Raw genomic sequence first — 19,616 nt, forward strand, 5'->3', positions numbered from 1 at the left:
ACCTAACACGCAGTATACGTCAGCAAGTAAATTTTTTGGACTAGTTGTAGAGCACAATACGCTATGCTATAATAAAAGCATATTATAAAAATAAGTTGAGGAAATAATACTATGGATAAAAATTTTAGAATAACAATATCATACGATGGCACAAAGTATTTAGGCTGGCAAAGACAAAATACTGATAACGATAAAACAATTCAAGGTAAACTAGAAAATATTCTTTCAAAAATGGCAGAAGAAAAAATTGAAATCATTGGCTCTGGTAGAACAGATGCCGGTGTTCATGCTAGGATGCAAGTAGCAAACTTCCATTGGGAAACAAAAGAATCAGCAAAAAATGTTAAATCATATCTTAACAAATATTTACCAGAGGATATTGTTATAACAGAGGTGAAGGAAGTATCTGATAGATTCCATAGCCGTTACAATGTCAAAAGCAAAACTTACTTATATAGAATATTTACCAAATCTGAGCACCCAATTTTTGAACGTAAATATGTTTATCATTTAGGTGGTAATTATAATTTGGAAAAAATGAAGGAAGCAGCAGCTTTACTAATTGGTGAACATGATTTTAAAGGGTTTAGTAGTAAGAATGTAAAGAAATCCACAATAAGAAATATCTATGATATCGACATTGAACAGACAGATAGAGAAATTTTAATCTATATAAAAGCCAATGGGTTTTTATATAATATGGTCAGAATTATAGTTGGTACACTTATTGAAATTGGATTAAATGAAAGAGAAGTGAAGAGCATTTATACTATTTTTGAACAAAAGGATCGTGCAGCTGCAGGAATAACAGTACCAGCACAAGGTTTGATTTTATATGATGTAGAGTATTAATTCGCTTTGAGACATTACAATTGATTACAACTAAGGAGTGACCATTATGGCAAAGAGAAAAAACAAGCGTAATAAGTCTACAATAATTTCAGTTATTATTCTGATATGCGTTCTAATAATGGTTAGTGCTATAGTATCTTGTACTAGGGAATCAAATAACAATGAAACAAATAAAGCAATAGATGAAGATAGGGATATAAATGAGGAGTCCGATGATGACAAAGAGAAGGATCTTATTGGAGAAGAGTACTCCCAAGTAGAAGAGGAAAATCCAGTAGACGAAGAAGCGCTTGCAGACGATGAAGACGAGCAATCTGATGAAAGTGTACTTAATGAGACACCAGAGGGTTCAGATGATGAAGATACCTTTGATGCTACGGTAGATTCTTCGGGTCTTTCTAATACAGAGTATAGCTGGTCGTTTAAAAGAAATAGTACACATCAGTCCGTAACGGGGTATAGTCAAGGCATTGATTTAGATAAATATGACGCTTATTTTAAAGTTAATACAGAGGAAAAGGTTATTTATCTTACCTTTGACGAGGGTTACGAAAATGGGTATACAGGTCAAATTCTAGATACACTTCAAGAAAATGACGTGCAGGCTGCATTTTTCGTGACCAAGCCTTACATAGAAAGTAGTCCAGATTTATGCTTAAGAATGAAACAAGAAGGTCATATTGTAGCCAATCATTCCGTAACACATAGTAGCTTTCCAGAACTATCTAATGAACAAATTAAGGAAGAGCTTGAACAAACGGCAGCAGCTTATAAGGAGCTAACTGGCTATGAAATGGACCCTTTTTTTAGAACTCCAAGTGGTAAGTTTAGTGAAAGAGTTCTTAATGAGGTAAGAAAACAAGGATATAGCTCCATATTCTGGAGTCTTGCATATGGTGATTGGGATGTAAATAAGCAACCTGGTGCGGAGTTTGTCTATGATCATATTTTGGTAAATCATCACCCAGGAGGCATCTTCCTTTTACATGCGGTTTCAAAATCAAATACAGAAGCACTTGATCGAGTATTAAAGGCATTAAAAGATGAAGGCTATCGTTTCGGCAGCTTATATGAATTAGAATAATCAAATTTGAGTAGGATGAATCCTATTTGGTTAGCCTTTACAAATGAACATAATTTATATATAATTTATGGAATAGAATAACAACCTAATGATCTATATGGCTCAGAGTAGCTCAAAGGGTCATTCATACAAAACACATAATTTACTGCATTTAACCATGAGAATCATTAGGTATATATACATTTAACAAATAAACAAGGTAATATTAGGAGGCAAAAAAATGGCAAAACGTTACGAAGATAGTACATTCAGAGAGAGTATGAAATTAAGATTAGACTTCAACAATATGATGACAGAATATATCGGACCAAAAGGAATCAGTGAAAAAGATCTTGAAGCGTTAGAAGCGAAAATTGAAGCAGCTGAAAAGGCGATGATAGAAAAAAGAGCACAAGGCAAGATGGACTGGAGAGACCTTCCTTATAATCAAGGAGAAGTTGTAGCGGATATTAAATCATATGTTGAAAGTGTTAAAAATCAGTTTGAAAGCTTCGTTGTTCTTGGTATTGGTGGATCAGCGCTTGGACCAATTGCTGTACAACAAGCGATTAATCACCCTTTTTATAATGAATTACCTGAAAAAAGAAATGGATATCCTAAACTTTATGTAGCAGATAATATTGATCCAGAAAAATTAGTGACATTATTTGACGTGATAGATTTAAAAACATCTCTATTTAACGTGGTTTCAAAGTCTGGAAGTACATCAGAAACGATGTCACAATTTATGATTATAAAAGAAATGCTTGAAAAGGAATTAGGGAAAGAAGAAGCCAAAAAGCATATCGTTTGTACAACAGATGCTAAAGTAGGTAATTTAAGACCAATAGCAGAAGCAGAAGGGTACAAGAGTTTTATCATTCAAGCAGGTGTTGGTGGAAGATTTTCAGAACTAACGCCAGTAGGACTATTGCCAGCTGCAATGTGTGGCATTGATATCGAAGAAATACTTGCAGGGGCAGCTTACATGGATGAGTTATGTAAAACAGAAAACACCTTTCAGAATCCAGCTGCAATGTATGCGATTTTACAATATCTATCCATGGAAAAGGGTAAAAATATCTCTATCGTAATGTCTTATGTTGATTCACTAAAATATGTAGCTGATTGGTATGCACAACTTTGGGCAGAATCTCTTGGTAAGAAATTTGATAATGAAGGCAATGTTGTAAGAGTAGGGCAAACACCGATTAAAGCATTAGGTGCAACAGACCAACATTCACAAGTTCAATTATATGCTGAAGGGCCACAAGATAAAGTTGTTCTATTCTTAGGGGTAGATCGCTATAAAACAGAAATTACAATTCCTAAGATTTATCAAGATATCCCAACTTTAGGATTTTTAGGTGGGGAAACACATAACAAATTAATCACTACAGAACAAATGGCAACTGAGTATGCACTTCTGAAAGCAGAACAAACGAATATGACCTTAACAGTTCCTGAAGTAAATGAATTTACAGTAGGACAAATACTATATTTATTTGAGGTAGCGACGGGCTTTGCAGGAGAGCTTCTTAATATTAATGCATTTGATCAACCTGGTGTAGAAGAAGGTAAGAATGCAACCTATGCTATGTTTGGTCGTCCAGGATATGAAGAGAAGAAAGCAGAGCTAGACAAAAGACCAGCTAAGAAGGATAAATTTATAATTTAATAATAAAATGAATTAAAGAATACTATATAATTAGAGCCGTATCAAGGGAACTTGATACGGCTTAAATATTACACAATGACAAAATTTTATTTATCCGCTTCAATGATTTCAATTTCTAAATAATCAAAATCAATTTGCTCAATAAAATGATCTTTTCTAAATGAGGTTCTTCTAAATTGCTTAAAATCCTTATGATTGTCTTTTAACCACAATGGTTTTTGTAAATCAAATTGCATACATATTTCATATAAAGCATGATCTACCTTTTTATCTGTTGATAAGGCAGACTCATCGTTGCAAATAACAGTATCTTTAAGAATTCGATTATTCTTATATAGCTTGCCCCATAGTCTAAACATATCACTGTTCCTTTCAATTACATAAGTAAGATTTATTATAGCACAATAAGTAAGCCTAAGCAAAACAATAAAAGTATTCGCAAAAGTATGATATAATATACGGTAATCACAGCTGCTAATTCAATTTAGCCACAGGAATGCCATATTTTTTTGATATGATAATACAAATGAGTATAGGAGGATGGACATTTATGTATTCGATTAACATTCTCATTGCAGAAGATGAAGAAAGACTAAGAAAACTAATCGTTAAATATTTAAAAAATGAAAACTATTCGATCTTTGAAGCCTCAAATGGTAAGGAAGCTATACAAATATTTGAGGAAGAGGCTATTGATTTAGTTATTCTTGACGTTATGATGCCCCTTATTGATGGGTGGCATGCATGTAAAACAATAAGAAAAACAAGCAATGTTCCAATTATAATGCTCACTGCTAGGTCAGAAGAAGAAGACAAAATTATGGGGTTTGAATTAGGCGTTGATGATTATGTAACAAAACCGTTTAGCACAAGAGAATTATTGGCAAGGGTAAGGGCACTCCTTAAAAGAAGTGGAAAAACAGAAGCAAAGGAAGAAGTAATCCTTGGAAGCTTGGTTATTCATACACCTTCAAGAACTGTTCAAGTTGAAGCAGAAGAAGTTTTATTAAGTCCTAAAGAATATGATTTACTCGTATACTTTACTGATAATCCCAATAGAGCTCTATCGAGAGAACAAATACTGAATCGTGTTTGGGGATATGATTTTTTTGGAGACGGTAGAACAGTAGATACAGTGATTAAAAGACTTAGAAAGAAGCTAGGAGACGAGGGAGAGCGTATTCAAACTGTAAGAAGTATAGGATATCGATTTGAGGTGGAAGGATGAGGCGGTCAATTAAGCTTAAAATATTAGCCTATTTTATGGGTGTAGTATTGATTGTTTTAGCTGTCATATGGGTTGGAATTAAGGTATATATTAAAGAATACTATTATGGTGAAAAAATTGAGGTTATGAAGGATACGGTGGATAACCTTAATGAAATTTTGCCTAGAGGTGGATATTCTTCTTTTGTACTTGAGGACCTAGAATACATAGGTTATAAGTTTGGCGGTAAGATTAGTATTTATGATGGAAACAGTATTGTAACCATTTTAAATAGAAATATAGATTATCATGAAGGTAAGATTATTCAAGAAATTGCCCACAAAGATAATGTCGCATATATTCTTGAAACAGATTATCCAGTAAAAGGAACAAAGTGGTTATTATATGGGGAACAACTAGAAAATAACCAGTTTGCAATTCTTGAAATACCAATAGAATCGATTGAAAATACTTTAGAAATAGTCGAGAAGTTTTTCTCCTATTTAGTATGGATTTCGATCGTTATTGCAGGAATTTTCTCTATTATTTTATCTAGAAATATATCAAAACCAGTTGCCCAGTTAAACCAAATAGCAAAGGAAATGGGTAAGCTTAATTTCAATAAAAAGTATAGCGGAAAGAGAAAGGATGAAATTGGACAACTTGGAGATACGTTAAACGAAATTGCTACTAGGCTTGAAAAAACCATCTACGAATTACAGCTAGAACTTGACAAAGAAAAGCAGTTAGATATTTTGAGAAAAAGCTTCGTTGCACAAGTATCTCATGAGCTTCAAACACCATTATCAGTAATCAAAGGTTATATTGAAGCGCTCGAAGATGGCATAGTGGATACGGATGATGAAAGACAGTATTATTATGAAATAATTGAGGATGAAACCTCGAAAATGAGCAGAATGGTTAAAGAGCTATTAGATCTATCACAGCTTGAGGCGGGCAATTTTAAAATGAAAAAAGAGGCTCTAGATATAACAGATCTATTAGATGAGATTTCTAATAAGTATGAAAAAATTGCATCTGCAAAAAACATATCATGGATTTACAATAATATGAATGAAACGATCATCATTGAAGCGGATCCAATCAGAATAGAGCAAGCAATTACAAATATAATTAACAATGCATTTAAGCATACCGCATCGGATAATAAAATAACAGTTTGGACCAAAAAAGTAGACAAAAAGCTATTCATTACGATAGAAAATCAAGGGGACCTAATACCAGAAAACCAATTAGATTATATTTGGGAAAGTTTTTACAAAGGAAATACAAGTATCAATAAGGGTGGAACAGGGTTAGGATTAGCAATCGCTGCCAACATTTTTAAGTACCATAAAATGGCTTACAGAGCCTATAATATTGAAGAAGGTGTTGCTTTTGAAATAGCTATAACGGTTGAATAATACCGCAGATGTGATTACTTAATCACATCAATAGACATATTAATTTTATAAAGACCAAATTTGAGAAGGCTATCAATTAGTTGGACGAGTGTTTCATTCGACGAGGACGATACTTTCAACATATAGCAGCCTTCTCCGCTAATTCTATGAGCTTCCTTTATTTCATCAGTTACACGTATAAAGTCTACAAATTCACTATGATTCAAGCTTTTCATAAATACAGTAATATAGGCACTTATTGTATGACCTAATTTCTGCTCATTTACTGAGACAGTATAACCTTCAATAATGCCTTTTTTTTCCAATTCTTTCACGCGATTAGAAACTGCTTGTCCTGTTAAATGAACCAAATCGCCTAAATCATTCCATTTCATACGCCCATCTTTTTTAAGATAGGTTATGATATCCAAATCTGTTTTATCAAGCAATGGTTTCGTTCCCCTTTCATAATTCAAGATTTACAATCCATATACTTTTGTGGCACGAAACAAGAAAAGTATATACTTATATTATCATAAAACAATGGAGGTATAAATGATGAAAATACAACTTATTCGGCATGCAATGGTTTTACTAAATTATAATGGTAAAAAAATCTTAACAGATCCAAGCTTTTCATCAAAGGGAAGCATGTCACCTGTTGAATGTGCTGAAAATGAAACATGGAATCCACTTGTAAATTTAACTATGTCAATTGAAGAATTGTCATCGGTGGACGCAATCATGATTACACATATTCACAGAGATCATTTTGATGAAGAGGCTCAAAAACAATTGCCAAAAAATATAACAGTTTTTTGTCAACCAGACGATTATACAAATATTGTAGAAATGGGATTTGAAAAGGTTATAAAAATCGAAGATAGTTATAAATGGGAGGGAATTACGCTAATAAGAACAGAAGGAAAACATGGAAGAGGTGCGGTAGGAAAATTAATGGGAAAGGTATCAGGCTTTGTACTAACGGCAAAGATGGAAACATCTCTTTATATCTCAGGAGATACAATATGGTGTAAAGATGTAAAACATGCACTAAATAAATATAAACCTGATATTTCTCTTTGCTATGCTGGTGCAGCAAGACTTCTGAAGGGAAAGCCCATAACAATGACTTTTGGTGATCTTAAATCAGTATGTAAGCATGCACCATATACAACTGTGATTGCCATTCATATGGACGCATGGAATCACTGCGAACTGACGAGAGAAAAATTAAAGGCACTGATTAATAAATCATCTTACGAGGAGGATATTATCATTCCTCAAGATGGTGAGACCTTGTCATATGATAAAATGAATTTTATTTCGAAGTTTTTTGAGTAATTGAAAAAATAGTATTGGTGTATTATGCATTATTTCAATTGTAAAGAAGAAAGGATATTGGTGAATTATTATTTTTTCGTTGATATATTTTTGAAATAGTGATATATTGTATCCAACATGTCTTTACAGGTGACAAGACAGCGGAGGATCAAATTACGATGCTAAATTATATAGAAGAAATCAAACGTTTAAAAGAAGAGAAAAATGCACACATTTTAGCACATTATTATCAACCAGACGAAGTACAAGAAATAGCAGATTATGTTGGCGATTCCTACTATTTAAGTAAAGTAGGCATGGAATCTAATAAAGAGATCATCGTATTCTGTGGTGTAAGCTTCATGGCAGAGAGTGCAAAAATACTATCACCTCATAAAAAGGTGCTTCTTCCAAACCTGGAAGCCAAATGCTCTATGGTAGAATTGGCTACAAAGGAAAATGTACAAAAGATGAAGGATAAGTATCCTAATGCCAAGTTGGTAAGTTATATTAACTCATCGACAGACGTCAAGTCCATATCAGATGCTTGCTGTACTTCTTCAAACGCATTAAAAATAGTACAAAACATTGATGCAGATGAGATTATTTTTGTTCCAGATAGGAATTTAGGGGAATACATACAAGAACAAGTACCAAATAAAAAACTAATTTTATGGGATGGGTTTTGCTGTGTACATCAAAGAATAAAAGCAGAAGAAATAATAAAATATAAAGAAAGCCTAAGTTATGCAACCCAAGTATTGGTTCATCCAGAGTGTAATAAAGAGGCTAGAGCTACAGCTGATTACATTGGCAGCACCGGTCAAATCATAGAATATGCGGGAAAGAGTGATGCAAGTGATTTTATTATAGTTACTGAGGACGGCATACTATATCAATTAAACAAACAATACTCCAATAAGAAATTTCACAATTTAAATATTATATGTCAACCTATGAAACGAATTACCTTAAAGGATATTTATGACAGTCTAATGCAAGAAAAGCATGAGATTTTTCTAGAGGAAGAAACTAGAATGCAAGCTTATAAAGCTTTGATGAAAATGCATGAGCTGGGTAAGTAATAGGATCGAATATAAAGAAACAACTAGAAGGTGAAGAAATGAATGGAGATATTGATGTTATAATAGTCGGTACAGGCCTTGCAGGACTATACTGTGCGATGCATCTTAGAGAAGATTTGAAGGTTGTTTTACTGACTAATTCAAAAACAAAAGATTGTAATACATATCTTGCACAAGGTGGAATAACGACTGTGTTAGATGAAGAGGACAAATCACTTTTTGTTGAAGATACATTAAAAGCGGGAATGTATAAAAATGTTAAGGAAGCGGTTGAAACCGTAGCAAATGAAGCGATGGATAACATTTTAACACTCAAAGAAATTGGTGTAGCCTTCGATGAGAAAGGAAATGGTTTCGATTATACCTCAGAGGGAGGCCATAGTGTCAATCGGATTGTACATTGTGCTGATTTAACCGGTAAAAGAGTTTTTGAAACGGTACTAGGATATGTACAAAAAAAGAAAAATATTTCGATATATGAAGACATTGCTCTGGTTGATATAATTGTTGAAGAGGATACCTGTAAAGGGGTACTTATATTAAAAGACAACGAACCACAAGCAATCTATAGTAAGAGGACCGTACTTGCTACGGGAGGTATCGGTGGTCTATTTAAAAGGTCAACGAATCAAAGGGATCTTAAGGGTGTTGCTACTGCAATTGCTATTAGACACGGTATAGAAATAAAAGATACAGAATGTATTCAATATCATCCAACAGGGTTATATGATCCGGACCATAGAGAAAAACATTTTCTAATTTCCGAATCCTTACGAGGAGAAGGAGCTAAGTTAATTAACATACAAGGCAATCGGTTTATAGATGAATTATTACCTAGAAATGTAGTTACAAAAGCAATGCTAGAGGAACAGAAAGTAACGAATAGTGAATTTCAATATTTAGATATCTCATTTAAAGATGAAAAATATTTGAAAAATAGGTTCCCCCTCATTTATAATGAATGTAAGGAGCGGGGGATTGATATCACGAAAGGACCTATACCAGTAACACCTGTACAACATTATGCTATGGGTGGTATCGGGGTTAATCTGGATTCTCAAACATCGATGCAAAACTTATATGCATGTGGGGAATGTAGCTGTACAGGGCTTCATGGAGCAAATAGGATGGCAAGTAATTCCTTGCTAGAGGCATTGGTATTTTCAAGACGAGCTGCTCTGCAAATAAATATTAAAATAAATGAAGCAGATAACAAATATATGAAAACTCCTATTTTAATAGATAGAGATCAGGTTCAAGTTTTACTGAAACAAAATGAAGAAATTATTATTGAGCATATAAAAAAAGTTAGAGGAGATTTAATTTATGAATTGGTTGAATATTGATGAATTATTAATCAAGGCGATTAATGAAGATGCTCTGTATGGGGATATTACTACGAGTTCAATCGTAGATAAGAACAGTAAGAGTAGTGTGGACTTAATTGTAAAAGAAGAAGGAATTATTGCTGGGTTAGATGTTTTTAAAAGAGTTTTTGAGTTGTTAGGTGATGTAGAAGTTGAAACGCATGTAAAAGATGGGGACAAAGTATCTCCTTCTCAAGTAATTGGAAAGCTTAGAGGCTCAACTCATAATATTTTAGTAGGTGAAAGACTGGCATTAAATCTTATTCAAAGAATGAGTGGAATAGCTACTACTACGAATAAACTTGTTGAGTTAGTTAAAGATACGAATACAAAAGTATTAGATACTAGAAAGACCACTCCAAACTTAAGAATGCTTGAAAAATATGCAGTAAAAGTTGGAGGAGGTTCTAATCACAGATATAATCTTTCGGATGGTGTTTTGATTAAGGATAATCATATTGGTGCAGCAGGTGGAATTAAAAATGCCGTAGATAAGGTGAGAGCTCAAGTATCTTTTGTAAGAAAAATCGAAGTAGAAACAGAAAGCTTAGAACAAGTACAAGAAGCCCTTGACGCAGGCGCAGATATCATTATGCTTGATAATATGACCACAAATATAATGAAACAAGCGGTAGAATTAATTGGTAAAAGAGCTTTAACGGAGGCTTCAGGCAATGTAAATAGTTCAAATATTAAAGAAATTGCTGATACAGGGGTTGATTTTATATCTATAGGTATGTTAACTCATTCTGTTTCATCATTAGACATTAGCATGAAAAATTTAGTCATTGAATAAAAAAAATAAGGAAGGTGAAGTGTTTGGAAGGAAAAGCTAGAAGAGATGCTATAGTAAAAGAATTGTTTCATCAAAAAGATCCTGTTACAGGCACCTCACTTGCTAAGAAGTATGGTGTTAGCAGACAAGTTATTGTTCAAGATATTGCATTGTTAAGAGCGCAAGGAGTAAATGTGGTTTCAACAGCGGAAGGGTACATGCCATCTATAGTAAAAGAAGAGACATTTAAGCGAGCGTTTTCAGTTAAGCATTCAATCAGTCAAATTGAGGACGAATTAAATACCATTGTAGATATTGGGGGCAATGTTATGAATGTCATTGTTAGCCATCCAATTTATGGGGAAATATCAGTTGATATGATGATAAGTTCAAGAAGAAGTGTAGCAAAGTTTATGGAAAAGTTAAAAGACAAGGATTTTGTACCGCTAATGAATTTAACTGGTGGAGATCATATACATATTATAGAAGCAGAAGATGATGAAACGCTAGATGAAATTGAAAGAGAATTATCAATAAAAGGATATTTGATTTAACCGAATGGAAGCGAAACTTGCATTCGGTGCATAACTGTAGCGAATGCGGAGGTTTTGTAACATTAAATCATAAATAGAAAAAGGCTTCGTCTCACATTTATGAGGCAAAGCCTTTTTTTTATTTTATGGTATACGTTGCGGTATATTCTTTACTATAAGTCCAGAAGTCATAAATGACGGCTCTAAGATTATACTCTCCTTGCGTTAACTCGATACCATGGTCAGGGTAATAATAAATACCATTATCAATCGGATCCGAACCATCCAATGTATATAAAACATCGTTATTCATAGGATCAAATCCAGAGAAGTAAATTGTATAGGGACCGGTATATGTACCACTATCTGCACTTGCAGTTGGAGCTGGAGCAGCTTCAACAATATAATCAGTAATTCCTTCAGCGCTAAATAACCCACTTGAAGAATCGTAAATAACTGCTTTTAATTCATAGTGTCCAGTTGGCAAATATACGCCGTCCTCAGGGTAGTAGGATAAACCATTTGTTTTTGGATCTGTACCATCTGAAGTATAGTATATAGTTTGAGTATTGGCATTGAACCCTTTAAAAGTTACAACAAGTGGTGAAGGATATGTTCCACTAATTGGATCTACACTTGGCGCATCTGGTATGTCCGCAATATTTACAAAAGCAGTGCTTTCTTCGCCTTTAATACCATATTTGTTTATTGCAGCAACAGTTAAAGTAAAGGAGCCTTCCGTGTCAAATACAATACCTTTTTTGTACAATTTATCTGTTGCAGTCACCTTCTTTTCATTTAAGTTATAATAGACATTAACTCCTTTTGGAACATCAATTTCTTGGGTAGAATCAACGGTATAGGACATGTAATCCATATTTGATATATCTATTTTGGGTGGTTGTACCTTTTCATACCAGGAACCTAAGCCACCTTCTTCCTTAACGATATCATCTGCATATTCTTGATATTCTTCAATTACAGCAGCATAATCATCGTCTTTATCATCATAATTTTCTTCAATTATTCCAAACAATTCTTCTAAGGTATCCTCTGCATCCTTATATTCATCATCCTTGATTTGGGCTTTGATTTTTCCGTACCAAGCTTCATAATTTGTCTCGTCCTTCTCAATCAGCTCTTCAAATACTTCAATTGCTTCAATGTATTTCTTTTCACTGAGTAGCTTTTTGCCTTTTTCAACAGTAGCTCCACCACAAGATGTAAATAGTAAAACAAATGAAAGGATTACGACTACAACTATTTTCTTCATCTTGAAACCTCCAAAATTTTTATCCTATAATAGTATAGCAGGAATGTTATTCGTAATTAAAGTGGGCTTTCCTGTCATGTTCAGTGCAAAGCCACTTAATTCTTTATAATCCCTGTATATGCAATTGGAAAAGCGGCAGAAAGTGATTGGTGCGTAGCCGGTTTTCTTTATTTAATTATAGGATAATTTGAAAAAGTTGTCAATTTATGGGACGATTAAATGTTGCTTATGATACAGAATATTTGTAATTTGTAAAAGCACGTCTTAAGCCAATTACAATGAAGTCAGCCATTTCCATAACGGTATTTAAACGTGTGTTTTGCAATACCTTCATATCCATAAAGCCGCTGAAATTTACGATGCCAGTAATATAAATGTCCCCAACAGGAGGAAGTACCTTATTCACGCCAGAACCTGGGGAGAGGGAACCTTCGCCTAAATTAACCAATCCAATATGATTGGTTTTTCCTAAGCAAGCATCGATGGCAATGATTAAAGAATTTCGATGCACTTTTTCTATGTGAAGAACTGTCTCTTCAATATTCTTCGCATGAATTGGATCAGATAGCGTGCCATAGATGATAATATTTTCAAAAGAAAAGCTCTTGAGCTTATAACCAATGATAGGGCCTAAACAATCTCCAGTTGCTCTATCAGTACCAATGCATAATACAACAATGGGGTGATGACCGGTATTCTTTTGCTTAATTAATAATGTAAGTGCATTTGTAAATTGGTGAATAGAAGTTTTATCTTTTGTGTTAAAATATAGACTTTTAGTTGCTTCAGCTAATTTCATTAATGAACCTCCAATAGGATAACTGTTTTGTCCTTAATAATTTTAGTTTTAACTTGATTTTAAAAATTAAACAACAGGTAACAAATTGCATCAAAAAAAGGTGCATAGAATGCTGGAGAAAGCTAAGATATAAAAAGTTTTTAATGGTTAGGCTCGCAATTACTCAGATTATTAAATAAAAAAAAGTTCGAATAGGACATGCTTTGATAAAAAACGAAGCTTGTATATGCTAATATCTTTATATACATAATGTATTTGTGGGGTGGAGCATATATGATTAAAAATGATGAAATAATTGGCCAAGATATATCACGGTCACTTCCTAAAAATGTTAGACAGATTGGTGAGGTACAAAATGGGCAGAGGATATATATGGAGGATTATGCATATACCTATTTGCATCAATTTGCTGCATACAATAAAAAAGAAGAGCAGATTTCTTTTTTAATTGGAGAACAAACGGTTTTAGATAATGAAAGCATTTTGCTTATTCATGGTGTTATACAAGCAACGCATTTAAACAGAGAAAATGGAAATGTAGAGATGACAGGGGAAACATGGGCAAAGGCTCATGAAATAAGAAAGCAATATTTTTCAGAGTACGAGATTATTGGTTGGTCATATACCCAACCAGGATATGGAGTATTATTAACCTCTTTCTTGATAAAACAGCATGGGGTTTTCTTTAATCAAGAAGGGAAAGTGTTATTAATACTGGATCCTGTTGAAAAAGAAGAGGCATTTTTTCAATTAAGGGAAGGCGATTTGATTCAAAAAACAGGGTTTTTTATATATTATGAGAAAAACATTGCCATGCATGAATATATGCTTGAGTATAAGGTGGTTCAGGAAAATATATTTGAAACACAGGTGGATGAAGCAGTAAAGCAATATAGATTAAAAGATCAAGAAAAGAAAGAGGTTCAGTATCATAAAAGGTTTGTTAATATGTTATTTGCACTGAGTGGAGCGTTAGTAATCATGTGTATTCTAATTGGGATAGGATTACTGAATAATCTTGAAGAAATGAATCGTTTGAAAAAATCCTTTGGCGCTGTTATGGAAGATTATGGAGTATTAAAAGATGGATTATCTGAAGAAGTAAGAGGGGAGACTAGTGTCGATCGTGAAAAAGAAGTTACAATGGATTTAGAAGCTGCTAACAAAATACCAGAGGGGACAGTAGCAGAAAATATTTCAGACTCACCTGTCACAGATGCCAATTCAAATACAGAAAAGGATTTGGTTCCAGAAAAAGAAGAAGAAGTTCAAGAGGCAGTAGCAATAGTTGAAAATGCAGAAATTAAGTCTAAAATACCAGAAACATATATTGTAAAGCCAGGAGATAACCTGATAACAATCAGTTATCAATTTTATTCAACGAAAGAGATGGTAGCAGAAATTCAAGAAATAAATGATATTGATAATCCTCATAAAATATATGTTGGTCAAAAGCTTTCACTGCCTCAATGACAATAAAAATCCCCATATGGGGATTTTTATTGTGACAAATTAATCATTGTGATATAATGCTAACAAGTAGTAGACTAGGAGAGGGTAAATCCTTAAATAAAGGGATGCTTTCCTAAGAAAATAAAAAGTGCAAGTTATATCGGCATCTAATAATAGAGAGGTATAGGGATGAAATTACAAAAACGAACAATATTGTTTGTAACGCCTGAAATTGTACCGTTTAAAGCAACAGGTGGTTTGGCAGATGTAGCAGAAGCGTTGCCGGAAGCATTAATTGAAGCAGGCCAAAACGCGATTAGAGTTATGCCTAAATACGCAGGTATTGAAGACAAGTTTGATATAAAGAAGCAATTCAGCTTCATTGTTGAAACAGGAAAAAAAGCAAACGTTGCCGAAGTTTATAAATTTGAACAAAATGGTTTGATTACTTTTTTTATAGGTAATCATAATTATTTTGAAAGAGACAACTGCTATGGATATGAAGATGATGGTGAAAGATTTGGATTTTTTTGCAAAGCTGTTGTAGAAATGCTTATGTTTTTAGATATTAAACCGGACATTATCCACTTAAACGATTGGCAGTCAGCATTTATTGGATTGCTACTTAAAGAAGAATATTATGAATTAGATTTTTATAAAAATATTAAATTGGTTTTTACAATTCACAACTTACAATATCAAGGTGTATTTGATATGCATACCTTGGACAACCTTAACTTATCTGCTAAGTACTTTAATCCTGAAAAAATAGAGTATTATGGTAAGGTATGCTTTATGAAAGCAGGAATTGTGTATTCAGATATGGTGACAACCGTAAGTGAAACCTATGCAAAGGAAATTCAAACACCTATTTATGGGTATGGATTAGACGGACTACTAAGAAGATACAGTTATAAAATTTCTGGGATACTCAATGGTATTTATTATAGTAAATATGACCCTAGTATAGATTCAGCTTTATATGTTAATTTTTCAGAGGATAACTTTAGAGAAAACAGAAAAGAAAACAAACGTTTGATGCAAAAAGAGCTAGGGCTACCAGAAAAGGACGTTCCAATGTTTGGTGTTGTAACACGATTTGCAGAACAAAAAGGTATTGATCTTATCATTTATGCTATGAAAGCAATTTTGTTTGAAGACGTACAATTTGTTATATTAGGATCAGGTGAAGAAGAATATGAAAGAAAGCTTTTGAGCCTTGAAAGTAAATATAGTGATCAAGTTAAAATTAATATTCAGTTTAATCAGGACTTAGCAAGAAGAATTTATGGTACTTGTGACTTTTTCTTAATGCCTTCCTTGTTTGAACCTTGTGGGTTATCTCAATTATACAGTTTAAGATACGGATCCATACCGATTGTAAGAGAAACTGGTGGATTATTAGATACAATACTAGATTATGATAAAGACAAAGATAAGGGTATTGGATTTTCCTTTAAAAATTTCAATGGGGAAGATTTTTTGAGTGCTATCTATAGATGCCTTTCAACTTATGAAGATCGGGACGAATGGAATAAACTTGTTGAACGCGCAATGAAAACGAGATTCTCATGGAGTAAAGCAGCAGAAAGTTATATTGAAAAGTATGAAGCTCTTCTTGCTGACAATAGTAATGTTTAAAGATTGTTTAACATAAGCATATAGTAATACTAATATGCCTGGTGAATAATTTGAAAAGTAACACTTTTAAAAATATAATAATGATTTCAAGTGTATATGTGGGGACAGTATTAGGTGCAGGATTTGCGTCAGGGCAAGAAATGATGAAATTTTTTGCAATCTATGGCTATAAGGGCATGTTCGGGTTATTGTTGACGGGCATGCTTTTTAGTATTATCGGTTATATGGTGTTAAAGATTGTTTATACTAGAAAGTGCAACTCTTATACAGAATTTATGGAGATTATTGTAGGAAACAATTGGGGAAGATTTTTAGAAATGATTGTCATGCTATTTATGTTTATTTGTTTTTGTGCAATGCTTGCTGGGGGAGGGGCGCTTTTTCAACAGCGTTTTCATATTCCATATTATTATGGTGTTGTATTTATGGCTGCAGGTTGTTTTTTTACATTCTTATTTGATGTGAAAGGTGTTGTTGCTATTAACACAATATTAGCACCAGTACTGCTGGTTGGAATTTTGTTAATAGGAATTTACATATGGGTTTTTAGCGGAACTACAGTAGGCAATATGCTTCCAGAAGCACTTCATTTGATTAGGGATAATTGGATTTCGTCTTCTATTCTATACGTTGCATATAATAGTATCACATCAATAGTAGTGCTTTGCTCTTTAGGATATGTTCTGAATAAAATGGTTACGGTAAGAATGAGTGCCTTTATCGGAGGTGCTTCACTTGGGTTAATCGGTTTGATTCTTGGGTTGGTTGTTTTGATTCATTATAAAGAAGTAATTGGATTAGAGATTCCCCTACTAGGTATCGTTATGAAGTACTCAGAGTTTATTCAATATATTTATATAGTGGTGTTAGTTTCTGCTATGTTCACAACCGCAGTGGCAAATGGATTTGGTATAATCGAACGTATTAAAGAAAACAGTGTAATACTGAAAAAACATCCAGGTGCAATAAAGCTTGGTGTAGTAGGAACTGCAATTGCTTTATCGAGTGTAGGGTTTTCCACAATGGTGGGTAGTATTTATCCCTTATTTGGATATGCTGGAATTTTTGAACTTGTATGTATAGGTATTTTTTTTATTCAAAATGATAAATAATGAATGAAGTAGGTGATCGTATGAAAGCAAGGGACAGGATTACCCTGCAAACGATTTTAGTAGCTATCATAATAATTGTAGCAGTGGTGTATGGAGTATTTATTAAGCCTAATTATTATAATTTTAATGGGGGTAAAATATTTTTTGAACCTATTTATTCAGAAAGCTTTGTAGCTAGGGATGAATATGAAATACATTCTTATGATCAAGCGCTTTATTTTAGCAGTCAAAATGGATTGAAAAAACTTACAACAAATAGAGAAAGCTTATGGGACAAGGTATTTTATCTAGAAAATCCGAAGTTGTTTGTAGAAAATGAATACATGGCAGTTGTAGACCTAGGGGGTAAAGAAGCCTATATCTTTGATGATAAAGGCTATCTAATGTCTGTGAAGGTAGAGTCACCAATCATTCTTGCTGATATTAGTGAAGAAGGAGCCTTAGCCTTGGTAATAGAAAAAGAAGGTAAGCATTTGATTCAATTGTACAAGCGCAATGGAAAGCTATATGCTGAAAGAGGTACTAATTTTTCAACAGATGGTTATCCCGTTGCAATTGATCTTTCTTCTTCGGGAGAAAAAATGGTAACAAGCTATCTATCTGTTAAGGATGGAATAATGAAGTCTACAATAGCTTTTTTTAGTTTTGGTGATACGGGGGAAATAGATCCTGATAATATCTTAGGGGGCTTCAATGTTGACAATGCGATTGCCCCAGAAATTAAATTTTTTGACGATGATCACCTGATTGTGATTAGTGATAAGAGCTTATTTTTTTATTATATTAAAGATAAGCCGAAATTAGCAAAAGACATTAAATTCAAAAATGAAATTAAAAAGATAGCCTACACGAAAGAAAACGTTGTTGTTTATTTTGGGAAACAAGTTGAGGCTACGAAGAATGATTTAAATAATAAAATTGCAATATATAGCTATGAAGGAGAAGTCTTGGATGAATATGACGCTCCTGATAATGTAATAAGTTTAATAGGGGGTGACAGTAACTATTATATAATAACCCCCAGCACGATTGAATTACATAGCATTAAGAAAAAATTATGGGAAGCTCAGATAGATAAGGGGGCTAAGAATATACTTAGTATTGGTAAGGGTAAGTTCGTAATAGTCTATCAACAAGGATATGAAATTGTAAAAATGAAAGATATTTAGGGGGTAGAGAAATGAGTTTGAGTTATTTAGATTATATATTTATTGGAATTATTGTACTTACAGCAATCATAGCTTTTGGTAGAGGGTTAATAAAAACAATTTATTCATTTTTTTCTTTAATCATTGGAATGGGAGTTGCTTATACATTATATCCAAAGGTGACGACACTTTTGTTTAAGTATACAAATGTTTATGCGTCTATGGTAAGCAAGATAATTAAGGCGCTTAATCTCGAAAAATTAGCCCAAAATCAAGTAACCCCTCAAGACCAGCTACAAGTAATAGATAAGCTTAAGGTTCCTCAATTTCTGAAGATTGTTCTAAAGGAGAATAAAAATGCAGAAGTATATGATCTTTTAAAGGCAACAAAGTTAGAAGAGTATATAGGTGGGACTATTGCAACAATAGCTATGAATGCATTGGCCTTTTTGCTCGTATTGATATTGACCGTATTCATTTTGAAGATTGTATCTCATGCACTGGATATTATAAGTAAGCTTCCAGTGATTCATCAATTAAATAAGGTTGGGGGCTTAGCAATAGGATTGGTTCAAGGCGTAGTACTTGTGTGGATTTTATGTATTGCCCTTTCATTTATTACGAGTATACAAACAGATGATAAGCTATTTCTATTAATAGAAAAATCTCCTCTTGTGAAGTATTTTTACAATCATAATTTACTAGTCAATTTTATCTCTAACCTTACAAAAGTATTCACATAGTTTTTTTTATAATTAGTCCTGTCAAGCATTTTGAAAATGTCCTAATAAATCCAAAACATAAGCACTAGTTATAGTTGGTGATAATACTGTCGACAAAAGCATTTTTTCTGATAGTTGTGTACTCATTATTGGCAGTAAGTGTTCATTTTTCTGGCCTTACCC

At 33.2% G+C, this 19,616-nt stretch carries 19 protein-coding genes; 15 read left to right on the top strand and 4 right to left on the bottom strand.

Features of this window, described 5'->3' with window-relative positions; all coding sequences use genetic code 11:
• Nucleotides 1-111: 111 nt before the first annotated feature.
• From CVU84_16715 to CVU84_16725, 3 genes are all read left to right on the top strand, one after another.
• Entirely contained in the window at nucleotides 112-852 is a 741-nt protein-coding gene (locus CVU84_16715; GenBank protein ID PKM93259.1) for a tRNA pseudouridine(38-40) synthase TruA, read from the top strand.
• Nucleotides 853-898: 46 nt separating this feature from the next.
• The gene (locus CVU84_16720) at nucleotides 899-1,936 is read left to right on the top strand and encodes a hypothetical protein (GenBank protein PKM93260.1); all 1,038 of its coding nucleotides are present in this window, start codon (nucleotides 899-901) and stop codon (nucleotides 1,934-1,936) included.
• A 220-nt stretch (nucleotides 1,937-2,156) separates the two neighbouring features.
• Nucleotides 2,157-3,593, top strand: a complete 1,437-nt coding sequence (locus CVU84_16725; GenBank protein PKM93261.1) for a glucose-6-phosphate isomerase — start codon at nucleotides 2,157-2,159, stop codon at nucleotides 3,591-3,593.
• Nucleotides 3,594-3,679: 86 nt separating this feature from the next.
• Here CVU84_16725 and CVU84_16730 read toward each other — a convergent pair whose 3' ends face one another.
• Entirely contained in the window at nucleotides 3,680-3,952 is a 273-nt protein-coding gene (locus tag CVU84_16730; protein ID PKM93262.1) for a hypothetical protein, read from the bottom strand.
• Between the two features lie 191 nt (nucleotides 3,953-4,143).
• On the opposite strand from CVU84_16730, the gene CVU84_16735 reads away from it, so the two are divergent.
• Entirely contained in the window at nucleotides 4,144-4,821 is a 678-nt protein-coding gene (locus tag CVU84_16735; GenBank protein PKM93263.1) for a DNA-binding response regulator, read from the top strand.
• On the top strand, nucleotides 4,818-6,224 hold the full coding sequence (locus tag CVU84_16740) for a hypothetical protein (GenBank protein PKM93264.1): 1,407 nt from the start codon (nucleotides 4,818-4,820) through the stop codon (nucleotides 6,222-6,224). The genes CVU84_16735 and CVU84_16740 overlap by 4 nt, the downstream gene beginning before the upstream one ends.
• Before the next feature lie 14 nt (nucleotides 6,225-6,238).
• Here CVU84_16740 and CVU84_16745 read toward each other — a convergent pair whose 3' ends face one another.
• Entirely contained in the window at nucleotides 6,239-6,652 is a 414-nt protein-coding gene (locus CVU84_16745; protein ID PKM93265.1) for a transcriptional regulator, read from the bottom strand.
• A 106-nt stretch (nucleotides 6,653-6,758) separates the two neighbouring features.
• Between CVU84_16745 and CVU84_16750 the strand changes: the two genes are divergently transcribed.
• The 5 genes from CVU84_16750 to CVU84_16770 all read left to right on the top strand — a co-directional run bounded on the left by CVU84_16750 (nucleotide 6,759) and on the right by CVU84_16770 (nucleotide 11,307).
• Nucleotides 6,759-7,547: a hypothetical protein gene (locus CVU84_16750; protein ID PKM93266.1), complete on the top strand. Its 789-nt coding sequence runs from the start codon at nucleotides 6,759-6,761 to the stop codon at nucleotides 7,545-7,547.
• 158 nt (nucleotides 7,548-7,705) lie between these two features.
• Nucleotides 7,706-8,611, top strand: coding sequence for a quinolinate synthase (locus tag CVU84_16755; protein PKM93267.1), 906 nt, complete (start codon nucleotides 7,706-7,708; stop codon nucleotides 8,609-8,611).
• Nucleotides 8,612-8,649: 38 nt separating this feature from the next.
• On the top strand, nucleotides 8,650-9,957 hold the full coding sequence (locus CVU84_16760; GenBank protein PKM93268.1) for an L-aspartate oxidase: 1,308 nt from the start codon (nucleotides 8,650-8,652) through the stop codon (nucleotides 9,955-9,957).
• Complete coding sequence (nadC, locus tag CVU84_16765; protein ID PKM93269.1) at nucleotides 9,938-10,774, top strand: nicotinate-nucleotide diphosphorylase (carboxylating); 837 nt, start codon at nucleotides 9,938-9,940, stop codon at nucleotides 10,772-10,774. Before CVU84_16760 ends, nadC begins: the two co-directional genes overlap by 20 nt.
• Before the next feature lie 23 nt (nucleotides 10,775-10,797).
• Nucleotides 10,798-11,307: a transcription repressor NadR gene (locus CVU84_16770; GenBank protein ID PKM93270.1), complete on the top strand. Its 510-nt coding sequence runs from the start codon at nucleotides 10,798-10,800 to the stop codon at nucleotides 11,305-11,307.
• Between the two features lie 118 nt (nucleotides 11,308-11,425).
• Here CVU84_16770 and CVU84_16775 read toward each other — a convergent pair whose 3' ends face one another.
• Together CVU84_16775 and yyaC are read right to left on the bottom strand one after the other, a co-directional pair.
• Nucleotides 11,426-12,559 (bottom strand): hypothetical protein, encoded by a 1,134-nt coding sequence (locus CVU84_16775; protein ID PKM93271.1) that lies wholly within the window; start codon nucleotides 12,557-12,559, stop codon nucleotides 11,426-11,428.
• A 226-nt stretch (nucleotides 12,560-12,785) separates the two neighbouring features.
• Nucleotides 12,786-13,358: a spore protease YyaC gene (gene yyaC, locus CVU84_16780; GenBank protein PKM93272.1), complete on the bottom strand. Its 573-nt coding sequence runs from the start codon at nucleotides 13,356-13,358 to the stop codon at nucleotides 12,786-12,788.
• A 249-nt stretch (nucleotides 13,359-13,607) separates the two neighbouring features.
• Between yyaC and CVU84_16785 the strand changes: the two genes are divergently transcribed.
• The 5 genes from CVU84_16785 (at nucleotide 13,608) to CVU84_16805 (ending at nucleotide 19,454) form a co-directional block, all read left to right on the top strand.
• Entirely contained in the window at nucleotides 13,608-14,831 is a 1,224-nt protein-coding gene (locus CVU84_16785) for a hypothetical protein (protein ID PKM93273.1), read from the top strand.
• 168 nt (nucleotides 14,832-14,999) lie between these two features.
• Nucleotides 15,000-16,451, top strand: coding sequence for a starch synthase (locus CVU84_16790; GenBank protein ID PKM93274.1), 1,452 nt, complete (start codon nucleotides 15,000-15,002; stop codon nucleotides 16,449-16,451).
• A gap of 50 nt (nucleotides 16,452-16,501) precedes the next feature.
• On the top strand, nucleotides 16,502-17,563 hold the full coding sequence (locus CVU84_16795) for a hypothetical protein (protein ID PKM93275.1): 1,062 nt from the start codon (nucleotides 16,502-16,504) through the stop codon (nucleotides 17,561-17,563).
• Nucleotides 17,564-17,583: 20 nt separating this feature from the next.
• Nucleotides 17,584-18,732, top strand: a complete 1,149-nt coding sequence (locus CVU84_16800; protein ID PKM93276.1) for a hypothetical protein — start codon at nucleotides 17,584-17,586, stop codon at nucleotides 18,730-18,732.
• Between the two features lie 11 nt (nucleotides 18,733-18,743).
• Nucleotides 18,744-19,454, top strand: coding sequence for a hypothetical protein (locus CVU84_16805; GenBank protein PKM93277.1), 711 nt, complete (start codon nucleotides 18,744-18,746; stop codon nucleotides 19,452-19,454).
• The last annotated feature ends 162 nt before the right edge of the window (nucleotides 19,455-19,616 follow it).

It is taken from the genome of Firmicutes bacterium HGW-Firmicutes-1, from assembly GCA_002841625.1.
Taxonomy (GTDB): Bacteria; Bacillota; Clostridia; order Lachnospirales; family Vallitaleaceae; genus HGW-1.

Bases quoted from the DNA above. Each gene is read 5' to 3' on its own strand.
- CVU84_16760 (PKM93268.1), top strand. From the start codon at position 8,650: ATGAATGGAGATATTGATGTTATAATAGTCGGTACAGGCCTTGCAGGA.
- CVU84_16775 (PKM93271.1), bottom strand. From the start codon at position 12,559: ATGAAGAAAATAGTTGTAGTCGTAATCCTTTCATTTGTTTTACTATTT.
- CVU84_16720 (PKM93260.1), top strand. From the start codon at position 899: ATGGCAAAGAGAAAAAACAAGCGTAATAAGTCTACAATAATTTCAGTT.
- CVU84_16715 (PKM93259.1), top strand. From the start codon at position 112: ATGGATAAAAATTTTAGAATAACAATATCATACGATGGCACAAAGTAT.
- yyaC (PKM93272.1), bottom strand. From the start codon at position 13,358: ATGAAATTAGCTGAAGCAACTAAAAGTCTATATTTTAACACAAAAGAT.
- CVU84_16785 (PKM93273.1), top strand. From the start codon at position 13,608: ATGTATTTGTGGGGTGGAGCATATATGATTAAAAATGATGAAATAATT.
- CVU84_16740 (PKM93264.1), top strand. From the start codon at position 4,818: ATGAGGCGGTCAATTAAGCTTAAAATATTAGCCTATTTTATGGGTGTA.
- CVU84_16800 (PKM93276.1), top strand. From the start codon at position 17,584: ATGAAAGCAAGGGACAGGATTACCCTGCAAACGATTTTAGTAGCTATC.
- CVU84_16735 (PKM93263.1), top strand. From the start codon at position 4,144: ATGTATTCGATTAACATTCTCATTGCAGAAGATGAAGAAAGACTAAGA.
- CVU84_16725 (PKM93261.1), top strand. From the start codon at position 2,157: ATGGCAAAACGTTACGAAGATAGTACATTCAGAGAGAGTATGAAATTA.
- CVU84_16790 (PKM93274.1), top strand. From the start codon at position 15,000: ATGAAATTACAAAAACGAACAATATTGTTTGTAACGCCTGAAATTGTA.
- nadC (PKM93269.1), top strand. From the start codon at position 9,938: ATGAATTGGTTGAATATTGATGAATTATTAATCAAGGCGATTAATGAA.
- CVU84_16755 (PKM93267.1), top strand. From the start codon at position 7,706: ATGCTAAATTATATAGAAGAAATCAAACGTTTAAAAGAAGAGAAAAAT.
- CVU84_16805 (PKM93277.1), top strand. From the start codon at position 18,744: ATGAGTTTGAGTTATTTAGATTATATATTTATTGGAATTATTGTACTT.
- CVU84_16730 (PKM93262.1), bottom strand. From the start codon at position 3,952: ATGTTTAGACTATGGGGCAAGCTATATAAGAATAATCGAATTCTTAAA.
- CVU84_16750 (PKM93266.1), top strand. From the start codon at position 6,759: ATGATGAAAATACAACTTATTCGGCATGCAATGGTTTTACTAAATTAT.